This is a genomic window from Streptomyces sp. NPDC007164, from assembly GCF_040634135.1.
Lineage (GTDB): Bacteria > Actinomycetota > Actinomycetes > Streptomycetales > Streptomycetaceae > Streptomyces > Streptomyces sanglieri.
Map to the genome: position 1 here is coordinate 1 of NZ_JBEYFB010000004.1, position 18,691 is coordinate 18,691.

19 protein-coding genes and 3 pseudogenes are annotated in these 18,691 nt (G+C 68.3%); 11 read left to right on the top strand and 11 right to left on the bottom strand.

Annotated features, from left to right (window positions below; all coding sequences use genetic code 11):
* Nucleotides 1-154: 154 nt before the first annotated feature.
* Nucleotides 155-685: an NUDIX domain-containing protein gene (locus ABZ622_RS08650; protein ID WP_360541657.1), complete on the top strand. Its 531-nt coding sequence runs from the start codon at nucleotides 155-157 to the stop codon at nucleotides 683-685.
* Between the two features lie 203 nt (nucleotides 686-888).
* Here the strand turns inward: ABZ622_RS08650 and ABZ622_RS08655 are convergent, their stop codons facing one another.
* On the bottom strand, nucleotides 889-2,019 hold the full coding sequence (locus ABZ622_RS08655) for a DUF5677 domain-containing protein (protein WP_360541658.1): 1,131 nt from the start codon (nucleotides 2,017-2,019) through the stop codon (nucleotides 889-891).
* 219 nt (nucleotides 2,020-2,238) lie between these two features.
* On the opposite strand from ABZ622_RS08655, the pseudogene ABZ622_RS08660 reads away from it, so the two are divergent.
* The 4 genes and pseudogenes from ABZ622_RS08660 to ABZ622_RS08675 all read left to right on the top strand — a co-directional run.
* Nucleotides 2,239-2,576 (top strand): annotated as a pseudogene (locus ABZ622_RS08660) (ASCH domain-containing protein); the annotation flags it as partial.
* A 135-nt stretch (nucleotides 2,577-2,711) separates the two neighbouring features.
* The gene (locus ABZ622_RS08665; protein WP_360541659.1) at nucleotides 2,712-3,806 is read left to right on the top strand and encodes a DUF4238 domain-containing protein; all 1,095 of its coding nucleotides are present in this window, start codon (nucleotides 2,712-2,714) and stop codon (nucleotides 3,804-3,806) included.
* Between the two features lie 35 nt (nucleotides 3,807-3,841).
* A complete protein-coding gene (locus ABZ622_RS08670) occupies nucleotides 3,842-4,087 on the top strand; it encodes a DUF4158 domain-containing protein (protein ID WP_360541660.1) in 246 nt (81 codons plus the stop codon).
* Nucleotides 3,985-5,361 carry a hypothetical protein gene (locus ABZ622_RS08675; protein WP_360541923.1) on the top strand — a complete coding sequence of 459 codons (1,377 nt, stop codon included), beginning with the start codon at nucleotides 3,985-3,987 and terminating at the stop codon, nucleotides 5,359-5,361. Before ABZ622_RS08670 ends, ABZ622_RS08675 begins: the two co-directional genes overlap by 103 nt.
* 301 nt (nucleotides 5,362-5,662) lie before the next feature.
* Here ABZ622_RS08675 and ABZ622_RS08680 read toward each other — a convergent pair whose 3' ends face one another.
* The 3 genes and pseudogenes from ABZ622_RS08680 to ABZ622_RS08690 form a co-directional block, all read right to left on the bottom strand.
* Complete coding sequence (locus ABZ622_RS08680; RefSeq protein ID WP_360541909.1) at nucleotides 5,663-5,944, bottom strand: hypothetical protein; 282 nt, start codon at nucleotides 5,942-5,944, stop codon at nucleotides 5,663-5,665.
* A gap of 68 nt (nucleotides 5,945-6,012) precedes the next feature.
* Nucleotides 6,013-6,720: pseudogene (locus ABZ622_RS08685) on the bottom strand (site-specific integrase); the annotation flags it as partial.
* Nucleotides 6,721-6,876: 156 nt separating this feature from the next.
* Entirely contained in the window at nucleotides 6,877-7,377 is a 501-nt protein-coding gene (locus ABZ622_RS08690) for a helix-turn-helix transcriptional regulator (protein ID WP_360541662.1), read from the bottom strand.
* Between the two features lie 9 nt (nucleotides 7,378-7,386).
* Here ABZ622_RS08690 and ABZ622_RS08695 point away from each other — a divergent pair.
* Nucleotides 7,387-8,285 (top strand): annotated as a pseudogene (locus tag ABZ622_RS08695) (mobilization protein); the annotation flags it as partial.
* 26 nt (nucleotides 8,286-8,311) lie between these two features.
* Here the strand turns inward: ABZ622_RS08695 and ABZ622_RS08700 are convergent.
* Entirely contained in the window at nucleotides 8,312-9,121 is an 810-nt protein-coding gene (locus ABZ622_RS08700; protein ID WP_360541663.1) for a leucine-rich repeat domain-containing protein, read from the bottom strand.
* A 113-nt stretch (nucleotides 9,122-9,234) separates the two neighbouring features.
* Here ABZ622_RS08700 and ABZ622_RS08705 point away from each other — a divergent pair, with 113 nt between their 5' ends.
* Nucleotides 9,235-10,368 (top strand): hypothetical protein, encoded by a 1,134-nt coding sequence (locus ABZ622_RS08705; protein WP_360541664.1) that lies wholly within the window; start codon nucleotides 9,235-9,237, stop codon nucleotides 10,366-10,368.
* Nucleotides 10,369-10,370: 2 nt separating this feature from the next.
* On the opposite strand, the gene ABZ622_RS08710 is transcribed toward ABZ622_RS08705, so the two are convergent.
* Both ABZ622_RS08710 and ABZ622_RS08715 read right to left on the bottom strand, forming a co-directional pair.
* Entirely contained in the window at nucleotides 10,371-11,177 is an 807-nt protein-coding gene (locus ABZ622_RS08710; protein ID WP_360541910.1) for a class I SAM-dependent methyltransferase, read from the bottom strand.
* Between the two features lie 489 nt (nucleotides 11,178-11,666).
* Complete coding sequence (locus ABZ622_RS08715) at nucleotides 11,667-12,245, bottom strand: DinB family protein (RefSeq protein ID WP_360541665.1); 579 nt, start codon at nucleotides 12,243-12,245, stop codon at nucleotides 11,667-11,669.
* A 188-nt stretch (nucleotides 12,246-12,433) separates the two neighbouring features.
* Here ABZ622_RS08715 and ABZ622_RS08720 point away from each other — a divergent pair, with 188 nt between their 5' ends.
* Entirely contained in the window at nucleotides 12,434-12,586 is a 153-nt protein-coding gene (locus tag ABZ622_RS08720; protein WP_360541666.1) for a hypothetical protein, read from the top strand.
* Nucleotides 12,587-12,782: 196 nt separating this feature from the next.
* Here the strand turns inward: ABZ622_RS08720 and ABZ622_RS08725 are convergent, their stop codons facing one another.
* On the bottom strand, nucleotides 12,783-13,367 hold the full coding sequence (locus ABZ622_RS08725) for an XRE family transcriptional regulator (protein ID WP_360541667.1): 585 nt from the start codon (nucleotides 13,365-13,367) through the stop codon (nucleotides 12,783-12,785).
* A gap of 116 nt (nucleotides 13,368-13,483) precedes the next feature.
* Here ABZ622_RS08725 and ABZ622_RS08730 point away from each other — a divergent pair, with 116 nt between their 5' ends.
* Both ABZ622_RS08730 and ABZ622_RS08735 read left to right on the top strand, forming a co-directional pair.
* Nucleotides 13,484-14,320: an EamA family transporter gene (locus ABZ622_RS08730; protein ID WP_360541668.1), complete on the top strand. Its 837-nt coding sequence runs from the start codon at nucleotides 13,484-13,486 to the stop codon at nucleotides 14,318-14,320.
* Nucleotides 14,321-14,374: 54 nt separating this feature from the next.
* Nucleotides 14,375-15,082, top strand: coding sequence for a phenylalanine--tRNA ligase beta subunit-related protein (locus ABZ622_RS08735; RefSeq protein ID WP_360541669.1), 708 nt, complete (start codon nucleotides 14,375-14,377; stop codon nucleotides 15,080-15,082).
* Nucleotides 15,083-15,118: 36 nt separating this feature from the next.
* Here ABZ622_RS08735 and ABZ622_RS08740 read toward each other — a convergent pair whose 3' ends face one another.
* A complete protein-coding gene (locus ABZ622_RS08740) occupies nucleotides 15,119-15,457 on the bottom strand; it encodes a response regulator (RefSeq protein WP_360541670.1) in 339 nt (112 codons plus the stop codon).
* On the bottom strand, nucleotides 15,454-16,176 hold the full coding sequence (locus ABZ622_RS08745; RefSeq protein ID WP_360541671.1) for a histidine kinase: 723 nt from the start codon (nucleotides 16,174-16,176) through the stop codon (nucleotides 15,454-15,456). Before ABZ622_RS08745 ends, ABZ622_RS08740 begins: the two co-directional genes overlap by 4 nt.
* Before the next feature lie 312 nt (nucleotides 16,177-16,488).
* Between ABZ622_RS08745 and ABZ622_RS08750 the strand changes: the two genes are divergently transcribed.
* Nucleotides 16,489-16,968, top strand: coding sequence for a VOC family protein (locus ABZ622_RS08750; protein WP_360541672.1), 480 nt, complete (start codon nucleotides 16,489-16,491; stop codon nucleotides 16,966-16,968).
* Nucleotides 16,969-17,150: 182 nt separating this feature from the next.
* Here the strand turns inward: ABZ622_RS08750 and ABZ622_RS08755 are convergent, their stop codons facing one another.
* On the bottom strand, nucleotides 17,151-18,674 hold the full coding sequence (locus ABZ622_RS08755) for an MFS transporter (protein WP_360541673.1): 1,524 nt from the start codon (nucleotides 18,672-18,674) through the stop codon (nucleotides 17,151-17,153).
* Nucleotides 18,675-18,691: the final 17 nt, after the last annotated feature.

The window sequence follows — 18,691 nt, forward strand, 5'->3', positions numbered from 1 at the left end:
CACTCAACGCCTTCGACATCACCTTCGACGGCCGACTCACCGCCGGACGCCGGTAGAAACAATCAACCGAGTCCCACCGTTCGCTGTACAGACCCCCGCCGCGTTCCCGGCGCCACCGATCTCGCCCGCCGCGCCCGCGAAGCCCTCGCCTAACATGCCCAACAACCCACCCGCCGAAGGGAACACCGTGACCCAGCAGACCGACGATCAGCCGAAGGCCCTCAAGCCGGCGCTCGAATCCATGACCCTGCTGGTCGCGGCCGTCATCGTCCACGACAAGGCCACCAACCGCGTCGTCCTCCTCCAGCGCAGCGAGAACGCCAAGTTCGCCCAGGGCATGTGGGACCTCCCCGTCGGCAAGAGCGAGCCGGGCGAACCCATCACCGAGACCGCCGTCCGCGAGCTCTACGAGGAGACCGGCCTCACGGTCAAGCCCGAGTCCCTCAAGGTTGCCCACATCATCCACGGCGCCTGGGGCGTCGAAGCCCCCAACGGCTTCCTCACCGTCGTCTTCGCCGCCCACGAATGGACCGGCGAACCCGAAAACCGCGAACCCCGCAAGCACTCCCAGGTCCGCTGGGTCGACGCCGACGCAGTACCCGAGCATTTCGTCGACACCACTTCAAGCGCCCTTCACCGATACCTCACGGGAGGCCCGGAGGTCTCCCTCGACGGCTGGCATTAGAAGCGTCAACTGCTGCGCGACCAGTCGCCAGGGCGGCCCTGCACCCAATGGACCCGCCTCCTGGTGGGCGGCGATCCGTTCTCAGCAGAGCATGCATGAGGGGAGGGACAGCAGAACCCCTCGTCGAGGACGCCGGTACGAGCTTGGCAAAACTGACCCCGTACCCACCCGACGCAAAGCAAGTGGCAAGCAGACGCTGCCAGTCAGCTGCTGACATTCTTCCTCTGTATGCGCTTCGCAATTCGCTCCTCGGCACGATCAATTTCGACTTGCACATCCTCAAAGGCACGCGAACAAGCCGACCTCATTTCCTCAATCGCCCGCACGCAAAGAAGCGCCTCGATATCCGGACCTTCCGGAGCTCCGCTAACCGCAAGGGAGAACGTAACCTGAATCAACGAGTTTAGCGCCATGATCGCCGGATCGATAAGCCCTACATTAACTTTTCCGATGTCCCGCAGGACAAGCCCTCGGTATTCTATGAAGTTCTGAGCGAGCCCCCTGGCACCACAATGCACCTCACTGCTTGCCCATTGATAATAGGGGCGCACGTGGCTCAGGGAGGTTTTCTCCTCCAGCTTCCGAAGGTTATCGTCCGGTGAAAATCTCTTGGCCCATCCGTAATCACGCTTGAAGCTCTGCCCATATTTCGCGAGCACTTTGGCGTATCGCCTTTCGAGTTCGTCAACGTACGCCTGCTCAAGCGGCTCCTCACCAAGAGTCACGTGATCCCTTTGAAACTGGAGAGCGTCACGCCTCAATCCCACGATTTCGTGATCAAGAAATCGTTCGGCTAGGTCATGATGGTCAGGGTCCACGGCTGCGTCCGCAATCACGCAAGCGATGACAGCCGTCTCATGAAGCGTGCGGCATCGCGCCATGGCACCCCTTGGATGCCCATGCGAGAGAAGGGTAAGAACCTCACCTGCTACGCGGCAAGCAGTGACATGAAGACCCGTAAGGGCTTCCAGCGTGTGCCCCCGAGTGGGTGCCAGGTTCTCCCGCTCCTTATGCGCTTCCTTCTCGCCCAATTCGGCACACACCGAATGAAGGACCCAGTAAAGATCGAGGGCTTTACCCCACTTCTTCTGGAGTCTCCGATCGAACCGACGATCTATGCGCTTATTCGCTCGGAGCGTTCGCTTGTCCCTTATCATCGCGGCAGCCAACTGAGGCGCCAATTCGTCAATCACACCGGGGACCGCAGTGGAGAGCAGGTCGCTGACGCGCTCAGGATCCAAACCTTTTCGAATCTGGTCCAGCACAGCATCTTCGATTGCGCGCGTGAGGAAATCGCCGTCGACGTGACGCGTACGTTTGAACTTTCCGAGCATGATGGTCCCTCTGGCGTGAGTTCTGCCGTACCTTAACTCGGGACGGCAGAGACTGCACGCATTTTCCGATCCTGATCAAATCGGCAGGAGCGAGGCTGCTGGCCGGCAACTCCACGCCGCTGAAGCCGTGCCCCCCTTGCCTGAGAGCACCGCCCCTTGGATGCTCGACACCCGCACCATCCCCCCAGGAGCGTTCCCTCCCGATGACCGACCGCACCCGCCCGCGTCCGCGAACTCAACCTCTACCGCCAGTACTTCGGGCTCGTCGCCGCAGGCACCAAGACGGTTGAGGTGCGGGTCAAGTATCCGCACCTCGCCGACCTCGCTGCGGGCGATACCATCCGCTTCAGCATCAAAGGCACCGACGAGACCTGCGACGTGAACGTTCTCCGCGTCACCGAGTACCCCGACTTCGAAGCCCTCCTCGACGGCGAGGTCCCAACAAACGTCAACCCCACCGCCCGCCGCGACCAGCAACTGGCTGACATCTGCGCTATCTACGCCCAGAGAAGGAAGCCCTCGGTGCCATCGCCATCCAGATTGAGTGCCCCCTGTAGGGACCCTGTATGGATCCAAGCGTGCGTTAACTAAGGAAATCGGTTCCCCCTCGGTCTCATTCCCGTAAGCGCGGCACGATCCTCACCACGGCCCCACTGCCCATTCGCTTCCTCAACCAGACGCAGGAGTAAGGCTTGAGCAACCGAGTTAGGAGACAGCACACCGTCTCCAAGTTCTACTTGAACGGCTTCGCAGATGACGCCGGAAGAATTCGCCGAGTTTCACTCCCTGGCGCCCCCGCACCCGTTCTTTCAACTGGCGATGCGAGCGTCATTAAGGACTTCTATACAGTAACACTTCCCGATGGCTCTTTGTCAGATTTCTTCGAGAGGGCCTTCAGTAAAATCGAGAGCCCTGCCGCCGAGGCGCTGAAGATTATCCTCTCAGGGACTTGGCCGATCCAAGGTGAACACCGGAAATCTTTCGCCACATGGATTGCCCTGCAGCACCTAAGGGCCGAGCAGATACGGCAGAATCAGAAGAATCACAACGCTGAAATGATTCGACTCCTCGTCGGAGTCTCAGGGAAAGAGGCACTGCGTTCGCGAATTCAGGAGGCCGAGGGACGCGTCATCGGCGACGAGGAGCTTGACATCGAGTGGCATGACCTGACTAAGCCGGGCGGTCCCGACATGACCGCCGACACCAAGGACCACATCCGGTTGCTGATGAATCTCCTACCCAGCACCGCCGCCTACCTCAACGACTGCCAGTGGACGCTGTTCAAATTCAACCGACGCTCAATAATCACATCCGACCACCCCGTTTCACTTGCCGTCGCACCTGATTATCCCGCATGGCAAGGAGTGGGCATTTTCACAGCTGACCTATTCTTGGTCCCACTCAGCCGCCGCCACGCCCTCACAATTCAACCAAAAAACCTCCGGGAGGGCATGGAAATTCCCGACTTCGCTGTTTCAGGATCGACGAAGATCGCACAAAGTATCAACCAAGAAACAGCCATGGGGGCTCGAAAGTACATATACCAGCATCCCGAGGAGTCACCACTTCAAGGAATCCGTCTCGCCCAGCCCGTGACACGCGACCGACCTGCAATGTCTAATGCCGACGGACTTATTCGTGAAGAGGGACTCTTTAATGGTGTCCCGGAAGCAAGCCTGCGTGCCATGTCAGAGGCATCTCCTCCGAAAGATCGGGAAAATGGCATGACGATCGACGACCTCCCTTGGCCAATCCCTGGACGCCGCCGACCAGGAACTGACGGGTGAGACCAGCGGCGGCCCAGGGGCGTGACCGGGTGTGAGTGCACGCCGACAAGATCCAGAAGCGGTTCGAGTACCGCGATTTCACCGACCAGGAGCGGGGGCGGGAGTTTCGCAGCTGCCTGTACGGGCGGGCGTGGACGCACGCCGAGGGGCCGATGGTGCTGTTCAACCACGCGGTGACGTGGCTGAGGGAGAACAGGGGCTGCTGCTGGGTGTCTCGGTGCTGGCCCGGCAGGTGCCGGAGGCCCAGACGGCGGCCGAACGGCGCCTGTACGACGCGGTGACCAGGGCAGCGTACCGGGCCGATCCCGTGCTCGCGCCGGCGCTGGCCGTACTGTTGCTGGCGCCGGAGGGCAGGCGGGTCTCGGAGCTGGAGGGTTGCGACGCCTCCGTGAAGTCGACGGGGACCGCAAGGGAGCGGGTGGAGGAAATCTCCGCGTTCGCGCTGAGCAAGGCACAGACGATCGAGTGGGCGCCGGAGCCGCAGCGGACCACACTGCTGACGGCGATGGTGCGGCAGCTAGAGGCGCAGGCGGTCGATGACTTCCTGGACCTGTTCGCAGTGCTAAGGCGGAAGACAGTGCACGCGGTCGAACGGAAACCCGTATGCGGCACGACCGCGCGGAGCTCTACCGTTTGCCAGGTGACCGATGACCAGTGGACGCCTCTGTCCGACCGCGATGCTCCTGCTGCTCGTGCCCTGCGGGACGGCGTCCCCGCCAGCCTCGAACTCCCGCTCAGGGAGTGGGTCCGCACCACGACCGAGAGGTATACCGGTGCCGCCGAGCGGGCCGCCGTCCGGATCGACGTCGTTCTGTACACCGAGGAGAGCGGTCACGAGGACGTCGGCACCGGCGAACGCATCGCCTACTGGACTCCGACCGAGAAGCTGCTGGACGTTACTGACGCACTGCTCGACCTGGTGCCCACCGGCGGATGGCAGAACACTCCGGTGACGGCAGGACTCCCGACGTGGCAGGCTGCCCTCATCACGGCGAACTCCCTGCCCGACACGCAGTATCGCGTCCCATTGCAGCGGCTCCTCAACGACGCTGGCTCTCTCTACACGATCCGGGCTGACGGGCGAGCCCTGGTGCGGCGCGTCGACTCGGCAGTGGCGGCGGTCACCGACGAGGCCGCCAAGGCAGCGGACCAGCCCGAGCGCGGTTCGGCCACCCGTCACCTGCGGCAGGCCCTCGACGCCGTGTACGCGCTGCAGCCCGATCCGGTGAAGGCGTACAGCGAGGCAATCAAGGCGGTCGAGTCAGCCGCGCACGCCACCCTGCAGCCGAAGCACGCCAAGGCGACGCTAGGCACGATGCTCGGGGAGTTCCGCCAGGTGCAGGCAAAGCTCAGCGTGCCGATCATCGGCACGTCCGGGACAGAGGGCCTGGCGGTAGTGGAGAGCATGATGGACCTGCTGTGGACGGGACAGACTAGCCGTCACGGCAACCTGCAAGAGACCCGGGACGAGACCGTGCAGGAGGCGGTCATGGCGGTGCATCTCGCCTCGACTCTAGTCCAGCTGTTCGCGTCGGGAGCCATACGGCGCTCCTGACCGTGGCGGTCTTGGCCGCCGAAGGAAGGCAGCTGCATCCGGTGCGGTATGACGAGGAGACCGATGCATCGGACGACGTACTGAACCTCCGCCAGCCGGTGCACGAGCACCACGAGGCACCTCAACGACCCACACCCGGTGGCTCCCACGCTCCCACGCTCGCGCGCGGTCCCGCACCAGTCCGCACACAGTCCGCAGGACAGCCGATCACGACCGTCATACCCCATCGCTAGCCATCAGCAAAAGGCCAGGTCAGCGACCCGCAGGGAAGCTCCCCGCAGGTCACCGACCCGCCCCATTACTAGGAGACCAAGAAGGCCTGATCGATGGCTGGGCTGTTCGACCTGCGGATTCGCGGGTCGCATCGCCTGCCTGCCCGCCCCCGCTCCGCAGGGCGCCGAGAACGGCGTCCATGACGGAGCGGGGGCGGTCTTCTTCGCCCGGCCACAGATGGCAGGTGGGCGGGGATCCGCGGCGTGATGGCGGCGGACGCGTGTCGGAGAACCAGCTGCACCTGCTTGACGCCCGCGCCGCCGGCGATGAGCGCGGAGGCGTAGAAGTGCCGCAGGTCGTGGGTGACCATGTGCGGCAGCCCGGCGGCCTTACGGCCCTCTCGCTCGGCGGCCTTATTCTCGGCCGTCTGGAGCGCGCGACGGACCCATTCCACTCGGTCTTCCACCGCCGGTAGTTGAGCGGCTCCCCCTCCTCCATCGTGAACAGCCAGTCCTTGGACGGGCGGGCGGCAAGATGCGCGAGGAGCACGTCGGTGACGACCTCGCCGACCGGGACCGTACGCCGGGACTTGGCGGTCTTCGGCGGGCCGATCTTCCCGGACTGGAGCCGCTGGCGCTCGACGCGAATGGCGCCGGTCTTGAAGTCGACATCCGAGACCTTCAAGCCGAGCAACTCTCCAATACGCAGCCCTGAGCCGGCAAGGGTGACGATGGCCGCGCGGATGTACGGCGGCATCACCCGCGCCATCGCCTGGACCTGCTCGGCCGCGGGCGGGGTGACCTCCTCGTCCGACATGGCGGGGAGAGTGATCCTGCGGCACGGGCTGGAGGCGATGACCTTGTCGTCCACGGCGGCGGTCATGACGCGTACGAGCACGTCGTAGACGTTCCGCACACTGCCGGGACCGAGTTGGTCGGACAGGCCCTTGAACAACACCTGGATGTCGTTGCGGCGTATCGCCGCCATGGAGCGGGCTCCCAGCGCCGGTACGAGGTGGAGCCGCAGCGTGTTGTCGGTGATGCGCTCGCCCGCCTCACTGGCGATGAGCGAGCCCTCCCGCCTCTCGGCGTACTTCTCGAAGGTGACGCGGCCGGCGCGCGGATCGACGTACTGGCCGGTGACCATGCTCGCCGTGACCTCGTCGAGTCAACGCTGGGCGTCGAGCTTGCGATCGAAGTGGCGGGCGTGCTCTTTCCCGTCGAGGTCGCGGTAGCGGGCCCGCCATTTGCCGTTGGGGCGCTTCTGAACGTTGGCCCAGTGGCCTCTCCTTCATGTCGGTTGTCAGTAGTGGCCGCCGTCCTCGATGTCGCCGCTGAGCGTGCGAGCGTCCCGCTCGTCGCCCATGAGGCGGAGGCACTGCTCGTGGATCGCCCGCGAGCTGTCGGGATGGGCCTTGATGTGGTCGGCAATGGCGACGACGGCGTGATGGAGGCGGTCGCGCGCCTCTCGGGCCTCGTAGAACGCTTCGACGGCCTCTTGGACGAGCCGCCGGCTGTCGATGTCGAGCCCCTCCAGGGGCTGCGACATGAGCTCTTCGAGGGGGAGCTCGAAGACCCGCGCGAAGGCGAGGGCCTCGTCGAGGTTGATGCGGCGGCGCGGGGTGCCGTTCTCGATGCGCCAGACCGCAGTCTGGTTCATCTTCACGCCGACGCTGGTCACACGTTCCGCCAGCTCGGTCGTGCTCCATCCCCGGACCTCACGCTCCAAGGCGACCCGCGCTGCCACGTTCCCCTCGCTGTAGAGCAGCGGCACCTCGCCGGACTCGGGCCTGTCGCCTGCCATCACACCTCCATCGCAACCAAACGCCTACGCGAACGCCTCCCCGACCAGGATGTGGCGGACCGCCCCCGGCAGGTGGTGGACCCGGCGCAGGCATGGCACAGGGCCGCATCCGCTTTGCACGCCACCCACACAGCCGTCGACTCCGCCAACGACGCCATAGCCCAAGCCCACCTGGCCGCCTTCGGCGATGTCCTCCACAACCTGGCCCTCACCACGCATGGTCCGCGCCGGGCAGAACTCCAAGCAGCGGCAGTGGCGTTCAACCGAGCTCGCCGGTCGGCAATCCGCGCCGACCACCAAGCCGCCACCGCCCTCCGAGAAGCCGCCAAGGAACTCGCCTACGCCTCGCACGCCCAGGCGGCCTCGCCGTCGCCGTGCTCTTCGCCGCCCTCCACCTGGCCCGAGCCGCCTCCCACTGGCACGCCCAACGCGGCCACGAACAGCAAGCATCCGCAGCCGAACAGGCTCTCCACCACCTCCAGACCGGCTACGAGCAGGACGCCGCTCCCGTCCTGACCGAGCTCGCCCGCAGCACACCCCGCCAACAAAACGCCGATCGCTTCGAGGCCGCGATCCGCCACGCCATCCCCGCCCAAGCCGAGCGCATCCTCACCGACCCGGCCTGGCCGGCCCTCGTCACCGCCCTCGCCCGTGCCGAGTCCGGCGGCCATCACCCGCGCCAGCTCTTGGCCCAAGCGGCCGAACGCGAACCAGACACGGCTGAGCACCCGGCCCAGGTCCTGATCTGGCGCATCGCGGCCCAGCCCAACAAGCGGGTACAAGCAGCGCGCCGGCAAGGAACCGTAGGCATCGGCCGATCGAAGCCCGCGCCTCGCACCGCATCCACCCCACCGTCCGTGAAGCCAAACCGAACACCGCCTGCGGAAGGACCACTCTCTGGACGGTGATGGAGCTTCCAGAGCCGTCCTCCCGATCAGTCCCAGTAGGACGGCGGCTGGTCGACTCGACCGCCCCTGTGGGCTGTGGGGATGTAGTTGTCAGTACCGCCGGGGAGGGAGGCGACGCACTCCGACGAGCAGGCATTGACCAGCAGCGGCAGCACGTCTGTGGCCACGCGCAGGGAGATCCACACCTGCTGGAGTCCGCCTTGTGGAATCGGGCCGTCGCAGACGCTGCAGCCTTGGAGGGCTGTGGGACCCCAGCGCCCGGGATCCAGACGTTCCGGATCGAGGCCCGCGAGGGAGTCCGGGGACGACGTCAGCTTCGGGAAGGGCGGCCGGAGCTTGAAGTTGCCGAAGAGGGCTCGCGTGCTCACCGTACTGCGGGCCAGCCGTCGGCAGCGGGTGATCTCGTAGGGGAACCAGTGCAACCGGTAGGAGGTGTACGGGGTGAACTCCTCCAGGCCGCTCATAGCCCCGATCTCGGGCGGAACCCGGACCAGGTTGCTGCCGTAGAGCACGAGGTGCCTGACCGCCGTCAGTTTGGCGATGCTCGGCGGCAGGGTAATGACCTGCCGGCGCTCCTCCGGGCTCAACTCGATCAGCGGCTTGAACTCCTCGCGCCCGTCGGCAGCAGCCTCCTCGACCAGCTCCAGAAGACGCCGCCAGCCCGGCGCGGTGGGGTCCTGCCGCTCGGCGTGAAACCCGGCGCGGGCTCGCGGACGGGGACGGGACTGGTCGAAGCAGGAACAGAAGTCCCGGAAGATACCACGCCCTCCCGGCACCGGATCCGAAACATCGGCCCATCGGTTCGCAACGACCTGCGGCTCTCCCCTGTCCGTCATGGCGCCACGGTACCGAGGTCGTCGCAGTCCGTCGCAGCGAATACGCGATGAGGTAACGGGCTGCCACAACCTCCTGGCATGTACGGGCCGTACCGCTCACTACGCTGGCGCGCGTGAACACGCCGTCGACCCCACGACTGACCCTGGAAGCCGCCCGCTCCCTTCAGGGCATGCTCCGAACCGAGATCAGACCGGGGCTCACCGAGGGGGAGCTCGACGCGGTCGAGGCGCGGTTCGGCTTCACCTTCTCGGCGGATCACCGGGTCTTCCTCGCCGCCGGACTCCCGCGGGGCTCGTCGCGGTGGCCCGACTGGCGCGACGGCGACCCCGAGGACCTGGCCGGGCGGCTGGCGTGGCCGGTGGACGGGGTGCTCTTCGACATGGAGCGCAACGGGTTCTGGCATCCCGCCTGGCCGTCGAGGCCGGCGGAGAAATCCGAGGCACTGCGCGTCGCCAGGACCGAACTGGAGAGCGTGCCGCAGCTGGTCCCGGTCTACGGGCACCGCTACCTGCCCGGCACGGCGGGCGAGCACGGACACCCCGTCCTGTCCATCTACCAGACCGACATCATCCTCTACGGGAACGACCTCACCGACTACGTCCACCACGAATTCGCCGGCCGATCGAGCGGCCTCCTCACCCACGCGACCGTCGACTTCTGGTCGTACTTCGTCGAGGGCGGACCGGGCATCGACGTCACCGCGCCCACGCCGTTCACGCCGTATGCCATGACCGCGCAGGAGGCCGTCGACTGCATCCGGATGCTGGCCCTGGAACGCCTGATCGGCCGCCGACACCACCCGGAGCAGCTCATCGAAGCCGGGCTCACGGCCCTGGCCCTAGACGTCGAGACGGAGTCCCTTCCCCTCTTCGCCGGCCTGTCACGCTCCGAGCACGAGCAGGCCGACGCCCTTTTCGACCAGGTGCTGAGCGAACTCGGCCTGCTCCAGAACCTCCCGGCCGACACCACCGACCTCCCCTGGGAAGCGGCCCGCTGGGAACTCATGCGCTGGTGGCTCGATCTGATCGTGAACGGCAGCCTGGACCCCGGCGCCGGCGGTGACCTGATCACGTACGAAGGGTGGGGCGCACTGGCCCGCCCGCAGCAGCTCAAGCCACTGGTCGAGAAAACCGACGCCTACAACGACTGGGCGGCGATCCGACAGGGAGACCGGGAACACCTGGCGGAACAGATCGTCGAGGAGGCGGGCCGCCTGCTGGACGGGCCCTGGCCGCCGCTGGACTGATCTCAGCGGCGGCAGACGAGGATCCCTCCAAGGCAAGTGATCTCGTACGCGCCGTAGCGGACGATGTGGTCGGCAACGAGTGTGCGGGCGCGGTCGATGGTCGCGTCGAAGGGCACGTCGTGCTGGTCCGCCCAGGCGCGGTACGAAGCCATGTGGGCGATGACAGGCTCCGGGTCGTGGACCGCGATGGTCCCCGGCAGTTCGACGACCTCCACCCGGCTGAACTCCTCACTGAGGAAGACCGGAGCCTTCTCCAGGGAGAAGCGGGCACTGAGCGAGATCCTGGCCGGACCGCGCTCGATACCGAGGACGTCGCCAGCGGCCCGCTGCCAGAGGTCGTCTAGTTCGGCCTTGTCGCGGTCGCCGTTGGTGGAGGCGACCAGCAGCCCGTCGCGGGCCACGACCCGGGCCAGTTCCCTGACCGCCTGGGGAATATCGGGCACGTGGTAGAGCATGTGAAGCGCAAGAGCGGAATCGATGCTCCCCGCCGCCAGCGGAAGCCTCATCGCGTCCGCCACGGCAACCGAGCCAGGGACACCGGCAAGAGTTCCGGGGGCAATGTCGAGGCCGAGCAGGGACAGATCGGGGCGGTCCTGGCGGAGCCGCTGGATGACCTTGCCGTTGCCGCAGCCGATGTCGACGACGCGCCCGCGCACGTCGCCCAGCCGCTCAGCGACGAGGCCGGGCAGGTCGTACCGAGGCGTCTGCCACAGGTAGAGCGACTGCCCGGCCAGGTCCTGGTCTCCGTTGCAGGCGCTGCCTGCCAGGCGGGAGCGGTCGGTGACAGCTGCATCGTGGGCGGCGGGCAGGGACGCACGGACGGCCGTGTGCTGGAGTCGTTCGCGCAGGTGTACCGCCTGCGCGGCTCCACCGTACTGCGGCCCCTCCAGCTCCCGCCCGAGAACAATGAGCCGGCGCACGATGCTGGCCGACATGCGCTCCGGCGAGGCTGTAAGGACGAAGCCGAGCATCTCCTCGGTGCCGTCCAGGTCACCCAGGAGCAGATGTCCATGGGCGAGGTCGAGGTCCGCCTGGGAAACAAACGCATCTTCGCAGCTCGCCGACAGCGGGCCAACATGTTTGCTCATCGCTGCGGGAACGGCGCCTGCCGGCCAGGGCGGATGCGTTCTCGGGCGGCGAGATGAGCGGCCCACCCTGCAGGGGGACTTGGCAGGTGTGCCCGTGGCGATCGAGAGGGCGACAGGCGTGTCTCCGAGTCAGGAGGCTCCAGTCCGCGGTGCGCCGCTGGAAGCCCAGTACTCCAGCGGTAGGGCGTGGTCCGGTTGCCTGGCTGTGTGTCAGGTCGTCGTGCTGGCTTCGTCGCCGCGCATCCCTTGTTCCGCGGTGAAGCCGTGGAAGTAGAGGTCGCGGAGGACGCCGAGTTCGGCACCGTGGTGAGCGGCTTCGTCCAGGGCGTGGAGGGCCAGCAGCAGGTAGCTCTCGTGAGCGTAGGCGCCGGCGCGGGGGCCCATGGGTTGGAGGAGACGGTCATCGCCGAGGAATTCGACGCGGGCTCGGAATCGGGACCAGTCATTGGCCAGCGTCTGGACGCCTTCGGTCGCCGTGCCCGGCCACAGGTGCCGGTCACCGCTCGGGGATTCGTCCTCGAAGAAGCGGCCGTAGCCGCGCAGGCAGTCCGCCCCGATGTGCCAGATACGCCACGCGATCGTCGTGAACGGTGCCGGACGGACATCTCCTGCGGGCCGTGGGTCGGCGCGGAACACGCCGTTCTCGTCCGCCCGGAGCGTCATGCACGAGGCGACGGGCTCCCAGAGGTATTCGGTGTCGGTGAGGCCGTCGAGACGAGCGAAGATTCTGGAACGTACGTCGTCAAAGGTTTCGAGCAGATCTCGGGTGACGGGGCCGGGCGAGGTCATTGGCTGCTCCAGGTTCGCCGACAGATGCGGCCACCGTTGGTCATCGGTGCGTGAAGAGAGAAGATCGCGCAGTGACCGCGGGTCACAGCGTAGACCCTGCCCGCCGGCAGGACGCGTACAAAGGCCTGACGGATCGGACAGCAGGCCGGTACGCGCGTGTCGAACCCCACTGCCGGGTACAGCGGTTGATGCCCGGACTGCTCGCGGGCCTGACCCGGAAGAGCTGGTGGACCATCACCGAGTGGGCCGGAGAGGCGGCCCCGGGCGGCATGCGGCACCTGCTGAACCGCGCCCAGTGGGACGCCGACGCCGTCCGCAGCGACCCGCCCGCGACCACGTGACCGGACAGCTCCATGACAGGGTCGTGGATGATGCGCGCGCTCACCCATCGAGCCCTCGCCGGACATGCCCGACGACCTGCCCGGCGATGGGAATTCCCGTGACCCGGCAAGACGCTCAGTGCCGTATCGCAAACGGCGGCATTCATCGGATCGGATTCGATCCGCACCTTCGTTGCGCGTTGTGAGTTGTGTTTGATCAGGGTGCGGAATTGGGTCCCGGTGGCAGATGGACCGTCATGACCAGGTGGCAGGTCCCGGTACCGGCGCCCCGGTACGTGTGGGCGGAGTCGCCGTCGAAAGTGGCGGTCTGTCCGGCCTCGACGGGGTGCTCCGTGCCGTCGACGACCAGGGTCATCCGGCCGGCGGTGACGCTGATGGTCTCGGTGACCCCGGCCTGGTGGGGGTGGCTGGGGTACTCCTCGCCGGGCTCCAGTCGCCAGCGCCAGATCTCCACCGGGGCCGGGCCCGAGGTGGTGAGCATGAGCCGGGCCTCGCCGCCCTGCGCTCCGGTCCACAGGGGTGCGACGGCGTCGGCGGCCACGACGCGGACGCGGCCCTCGGGCGGGCCCTGCATCAGAGCGGAGACCGAGATGCCGAGGGTGTCGGCCAGTCGGACCAGGGTGGCCAGGTTGGGGTTGCCCTGGGCTCTCTCCAGCGCCACCAGGGCGCCCTTGCTGACCTGGGCGCGCCGGCCGAGTTCGTCCAGGGACAGGCCCGCGCGGGTCCGCGCAGCCCTGACGTTGTGGGCGACCGTCCGCAGGGCCGCAGCCGTCTCGGCCATCTGATCTCCATCCTCGCCACGGCACCACTGGAATGAACCGTGCGGTCGATTGGTTGACACCGACCGGTCGATCCGTTGTACGGTTCGGTCGTTCCAATGATAGTAAGGGATGTGCTGTGATCGCTCTGCTTCTGGCTCTGGGCAGTTCACTCGCGTACGGGTGCGCCGACTTCCTCGGCGGTCTCGGTGCCCGCAAGGCCCATGTCCTGCGTACCGTGATGATCGCCGCTCCGGCCTCGCTCGCGGTCGAGCTGCTGCTGTGGCCGGTGCTCGGGGCCTCGTTCAGCGTCGGCGCCCTCGGCTGGGGTGCGGCGTCGGGGGTCGTCTCCGCCGCCGCGTTCGCGCTGCTCTACCGCACCCTGGCGATCGGCCCGATGAACGTGCTCTCGCCGGTGACCGCGCTGGTCTCCGCCGCGCTGCCGGTCGGTGTGGGGCTGTTCCAGGGCGAGCATCTGGGGGCCGCCGGGCTGGCGGGCCTGCCGCTCGCGCTGTTCGCGGTGGTGCTGGTCAGCGCCGGGCACGGCGCCGGTGTCGCGCGCCCGTCCCGTACCGCGCTGCTGCTGGCCCTCGGCGCGGGTGCCGCCATAGCCCTCCAGCTGATCTTCCTGCACCAGGCGCCCGCCGACAGCGGCGTGGCGCCGCTGATCGTCGGCCGGGCGGTCTCCTCCGCCGTCACCCTGGCCGCCGCCGGGCTGATGTTCCGCAAGCTCGGCCCCGAGCGGCCCGCCTACGCGATGTCGGCCGCCGCGGGCGTCCTGGACTCGCTGGCGAACCTGATGTTCCTGCTCGCCGCCCGCAGCGGGGACCTGACCGTCGTCGCCGTGATAACCGCCCTCTACCCGGCCGGCACGGTCCTGCTCGCCCGCGGTGTGCTCGCCGAGCGCATCCACCGCGGCCAGCTCGTCGGCCTGGGCACCGCCGCCGTCGCCGTCGGCCTCCTCGCCCTGACCTGAACGACTCCCCCGCCCCACCCACGTACCCGCGCAACCAGAAACGGAATACCGCCCATGCCCGCCTTCCGCCTCGCCCCCGACGTCACGGGCGCCTTCCCCGACACCCTCATCGCCCTGGTCACCGCCACCGGCCTGCGCGGCCGAGAGCCCTGGCCCGACACCGCCGCCGCTCTGGAGGACCTGGAGCAGCGGCTCGCCGACGGTGTCTGGCGGCCCGCCGACGAGACCGACCCGCGCATCGAGGCGTGGCACACCGCCTACCGCTCCTTCGGCACCAATCCGCGCCGCATCCGGCCCAGTGTCGACGCGCTCGGCCGCCGCTTCGCGAAGCGGGGCACCCTGCCGCGCATCAACCCGGCGGTCGACTCCTACAACGCCGTCTCCGTCCGTCACGGTCTGCCCGCCGGGGCATTCGACCTGGCCCACGTCGACGGTGATGTCGACATCCGGTACGCGGACGGCGGCGAGGAGTTCACCCCGCTCGGCGAGCCCGACGTCGTCGAGAACCCCAAGCCGGGCGAGATCGTCTACGCGGACGCCACCGGTGTGCTGACCCGGCACTGGAACCACCGCGACGCTCACCGCACCCGGGTCACCGAGGACTCCGACCGCGTCGTCCTCGTACTCGAAACCCTCCGCGCCGGCCACGACGGCGACCTCGTCAGGGGCGCGGCGGAGGAGCTGCGGGGGCTGCTCGGTCCGCATGCCGAACGGACCGCCGTGCGGTACCTCGGGCCGGCGGATCCCAAGGTCACCGTCTGAGGTCCGGCCCTCCTGGGAGCTGCTCGGCGCGGCGGCTCACACGTCGCGTCCGCGGGCGCCGACGAGGCCGGTCTCGTAGGCGACGATGACGAGTTGGGCGCGGTCGCGCGCCCGGAGTTCGGCGAGCAGGCGGCCGATGTGCGTCTTGACCGTGGCCTGGCTCAACTGGAGGTGCTGCGCGAGTTCCGGCATGCGGATGTCCATCAGCACCACGTCCGGCCGTTCGCGGCGTGCCAGTTCGACGGCTTCCGCGCCGGTCGCCGCCTCCCCCACCGGCGTCATGCCGGGCGTGTGGTCGACCAGTACGCGGAAACTGCCGCGCACCATGGCCTGGTCGTCCGCGGCCGGCACCCGGACCGGCGCTCCGTCGGTCATGTGTTCCGCTCCCCGTCGATCGGCAGTCGGACGGACACCGCGAAGCCGCCCTCCGGGCGGGGCCCCGCCTCGGAGCTGCCGCCGTACATCATGGCCCGTTCCCGCATCCCCAACAGACCGTGTCCGCCGGGAAGTTCGTGTCCGGCCCGTCGACGGCCCACCGGCGGTCCTTCGTCGACGACGTCGATACGGACCTCGCGCGCGTCCGCCCCGACCGTGACCCGGCAGCGGGTCGGGGAGGCGTGCCGTACGACGTTGGTGATGGCCTCCTGGACGATCCGGTGGACGGCCACCCGCACACCCTCGGCCGGCCCCTCCGCACCGTGGACCGCGAAGCGGATGTCCGCCCCCGCCCGCCCCGCCTCGACGCCCGGCGCGTCCAGGCTGCCGAGATCCGGAACCGGGCCGAGAGGCGCGTCCGGACCGGGCGACGCACCCCGGCCGAGCGGCACATCCGAGCCGACGGACACGCCCTGGCCGTGCAGTACACCGAGTGTGCGCCGCATCCCGGCCGGCGCGGACCGGCTCGTCTCCTCGATGATCCTCAGCGCGTCCCCCGCCTCCTGCGGATCGGCGTCCGCGACATGTCCGGCGACGCCCGCCTTGACGGCGATGAGGCTCAGGTTGTGCGAGACGATGTCGTGCAACTCCCCGGCGATCCTCAGGCGTTCCTCCGCCACCGCACGCTCCGAGCGGCGCCGCTCCCCCGGCTCGGTCATCGGTCCAGGGCCCGGACCTCGGGGTCGGACCTGGGTATGACCTACGCCCGCCGTGCGGTCACGGGGCTCCGGCCATGACCGAACCAACCGGCCCGATCCCACCGCTCCGGTCCCACCCGCCCGGCCGTTAGGTGTGGAGTGCAGCCGTGTCGCCGAGGCGATTTCGAGCCATCCGCAGGGACCATATGAAGTCGGCCGATACCCGTCCCCCTTCGACCACCCTCAGTACAGCGATGAGTTTTCGGGACGGGATCGGTCGGTATGGGTGGACCTGCGCAGGCGACGGGGCTGCGTGAACGAGGGGAGACAGCGATGACCACCGAGGGCTTCACCACATGTCTGTGGTTCGACGGACAGGCAGAGGAGGCGGCGGAGTACTACGTCTCGGTCTTCAAGAACTCCCGCCTCGGCGGGATCGCCCGCTACAACGAGGCGGGGCCGGGGCCCGCCGGATCCGTGATGACGGTCGAGTTCGAGCTGAACGGCCAGAGGTTCGTCGGGCTGAACGGCGGTCCGGAGTTCACATTCAATGAGGCCGTCTCGTTCCAGATCCGCTGTGCGGACCAGGCCGAGGTTGACTACTACTGGGGCGCTCTCACCGACGGGGGCGAGGAGGGGCCCTGCGGCTGGGTGAAGGACAGATACGGCGTCTCCTGGCAGGTCGTGCCCGAGGTGCTGCTGGCACTGGCCACCGATCCGGACGGGGCGAGGGCCGCCAGGACCACGCGGGCGATGCTGACCATGAAGAAGCTGGACATCGCCGCGCTGCGGAAGGCCCACGACGAGGGCTGAGACACACCGGGAAGCAGGTGGGCGGGGACGGGAAGCGGAGGGCGGGAAGCGGGAAGCGGGAAGCGGCGATGCCGGGCTGGGGAAGCGGTGATGCGGGGGCCTGGATCCGTCGGATCCGTTGCCCGGGACCGGTCGGATCCGCTGCCCGGCGTCGCCACTCCCCGGCCACCGCGCACCACTTCTCACCGACGTGTCCCGGCCCCCGCCCGCCGTGGCCCGAGGAAGGCGCCCGCGAGCAGCGCCCCGACCGCCACCAGAGCCGAGTTGACCAGGATCGCGACCGCGACGCCCGAGAGAACACCCTCGGGGCCGGTGTCGCCGAGTGCGGACATCCGGGCGGTGGCGACGGCGCTCATGACCGGGATGCCCAGGGTGATGCCGACCTGCTGGGTCATGGTGGCGAGGCCGGTGGCCAGGCCCTGTTCCTCGTCGGGGAGGCCGGAGGTCGCGGTGACCATGAAGCCGACGATCATCAGCATGTTGCCGACGCCGCCGACGAAGGTGGCCACCAGCAGGAGCGCGATCCACTCCCCCGACGTTCCGAGCGCCACCAGGGACAGGGTGGCGACGGCCTGGACGACCCCGCCGGTGACGATGGTCCTACGGTTCCCGAACCGGCCGACGGCACGGCCGCCGAGGGTGCCGCCGATCACGGTGCCGATGCCGAGGACCCCGAAGGCGAGACCGGTGGCGAGCGGCGAGTAGCCGAGGACTTCCTGGAGGTAGAGGGTGAGCAGGAAGACCAGCGAGGTCTCGGTGACGAAGGCGATCAGACCGGCGGTGTTGCCCCAGATGACGCTGCGCCGCTTCAGGATGTGTACGGGGACCAGCGGTGCCGCGGCCCGCTTCTCGACCGCGAGGAAGGCGACGAGGAGCACGAGCCCGGCGAGGAGCGCCGCGAGGGTGGTGGGCCCGGTCCAGCCGGACTCGCCGGCCTGCGTCAGCCCGTAGACGAGGAGGAGCAGGCCGCCGGTGACGGTCACGGCTCCGGGGATGTCGAGCCGGGGGCGCGCGGCGGGCCGCGAGTCGGTGATGACGGCCGGGGCGAGGGCGACCACCAGGGCGGCCACCGGCACGTTGATGAAGAACGCCCAGCGCCACGAGAGCAGATCGGTGAGCAGGCCGCCGAGGATGGCCCCGGCGGTGAATCCGGCGGACATCAGCGCCCCGTTGAGCCCCAGGGCGCGTTCCCGCAGCGGGCCCTCCTTGAAGGCGGTGGTCAGCAACGCGAGCCCGGCCGGGGTGACGGCCGCCGTCGCGAGTCCCTGCAACACCCTTGCCACGAGCAGCACTTCGGGTGAGTTGGCGAGACCGCCGAGGGCGGAGGAGAGGCCGAGCACGACCATGCCGGCGAGGAACAGCCGCTTGCGGCCGACGAGATCCGCGATACGGCCGAAGAGCAGGGTGAAGCCGGCGGCGGCGAGCGCGAACGCGGTGGCGATCCACTGGAGATGGGAGAGGGAGAAGCCGAGCCCCGCGCCGACGACCGGCAGTGCGACGTTCAGGATCGAGAAGTCCACGGCGATCATGAACTGGGCGCCGAGGAGGAGGGTCAGGACAAGTTTCTGCCGCCCGGTCATACGGATTCCGGACGGGCAGGCGTCGGGAGCGACGGAATCGGAGGCGGGAGCGGAGGTGGGAGCGGCGGCGAGAGCGGCGGCGTCGGACGTGCCGGCCGGAGCCGGGGCCTGACTGGATGCGGACATGATGGGGTTCCTCCACA

What these genes read in the sequence shown, in the direction of transcription:
- ABZ622_RS08650 (WP_360541657.1), top strand. Translation starts at nt 155, where the DNA reads ATGCCCAACAACCCACCCGCCGAAGGGAACACCGTGACCCAGCAGACC.
- ABZ622_RS08655 (WP_360541658.1), bottom strand. Translation starts at nt 2,019, where the DNA reads ATGCTCGGAAAGTTCAAACGTACGCGTCACGTCGACGGCGATTTCCTC.
- ABZ622_RS08680 (WP_360541909.1), bottom strand. Translation starts at nt 5,944, where the DNA reads ATGGTCACCCACGACCTGCGGCACTTCTACGCCTCCGCGCTCATCGCC.
- ABZ622_RS08690 (WP_360541662.1), bottom strand. Translation starts at nt 7,377, where the DNA reads ATGGCAGGCGACAGGCCCGAGTCCGGCGAGGTGCCGCTGCTCTACAGC.
- ABZ622_RS08700 (WP_360541663.1), bottom strand. Translation starts at nt 9,121, where the DNA reads ATGACGGACAGGGGAGAGCCGCAGGTCGTTGCGAACCGATGGGCCGAT.
- ABZ622_RS08715 (WP_360541665.1), bottom strand. Translation starts at nt 12,245, where the DNA reads ATGACCTCGCCCGGCCCCGTCACCCGAGATCTGCTCGAAACCTTTGAC.
- ABZ622_RS08720 (WP_360541666.1), top strand. Translation starts at nt 12,434, where the DNA reads ATGCCCGGACTGCTCGCGGGCCTGACCCGGAAGAGCTGGTGGACCATC.
- ABZ622_RS08725 (WP_360541667.1), bottom strand. Translation starts at nt 13,367, where the DNA reads ATGGCCGAGACGGCTGCGGCCCTGCGGACGGTCGCCCACAACGTCAGG.
- ABZ622_RS08735 (WP_360541669.1), top strand. Translation starts at nt 14,375, where the DNA reads ATGCCCGCCTTCCGCCTCGCCCCCGACGTCACGGGCGCCTTCCCCGAC.
- ABZ622_RS08740 (WP_360541670.1), bottom strand. Translation starts at nt 15,457, where the DNA reads ATGACCGACGGAGCGCCGGTCCGGGTGCCGGCCGCGGACGACCAGGCC.
- ABZ622_RS08745 (WP_360541671.1), bottom strand. Translation starts at nt 16,176, where the DNA reads ATGACCGAGCCGGGGGAGCGGCGCCGCTCGGAGCGTGCGGTGGCGGAG.
- ABZ622_RS08750 (WP_360541672.1), top strand. Translation starts at nt 16,489, where the DNA reads ATGACCACCGAGGGCTTCACCACATGTCTGTGGTTCGACGGACAGGCA.
- ABZ622_RS08755 (WP_360541673.1), bottom strand. Translation starts at nt 18,674, where the DNA reads ATGTCCGCATCCAGTCAGGCCCCGGCTCCGGCCGGCACGTCCGACGCC.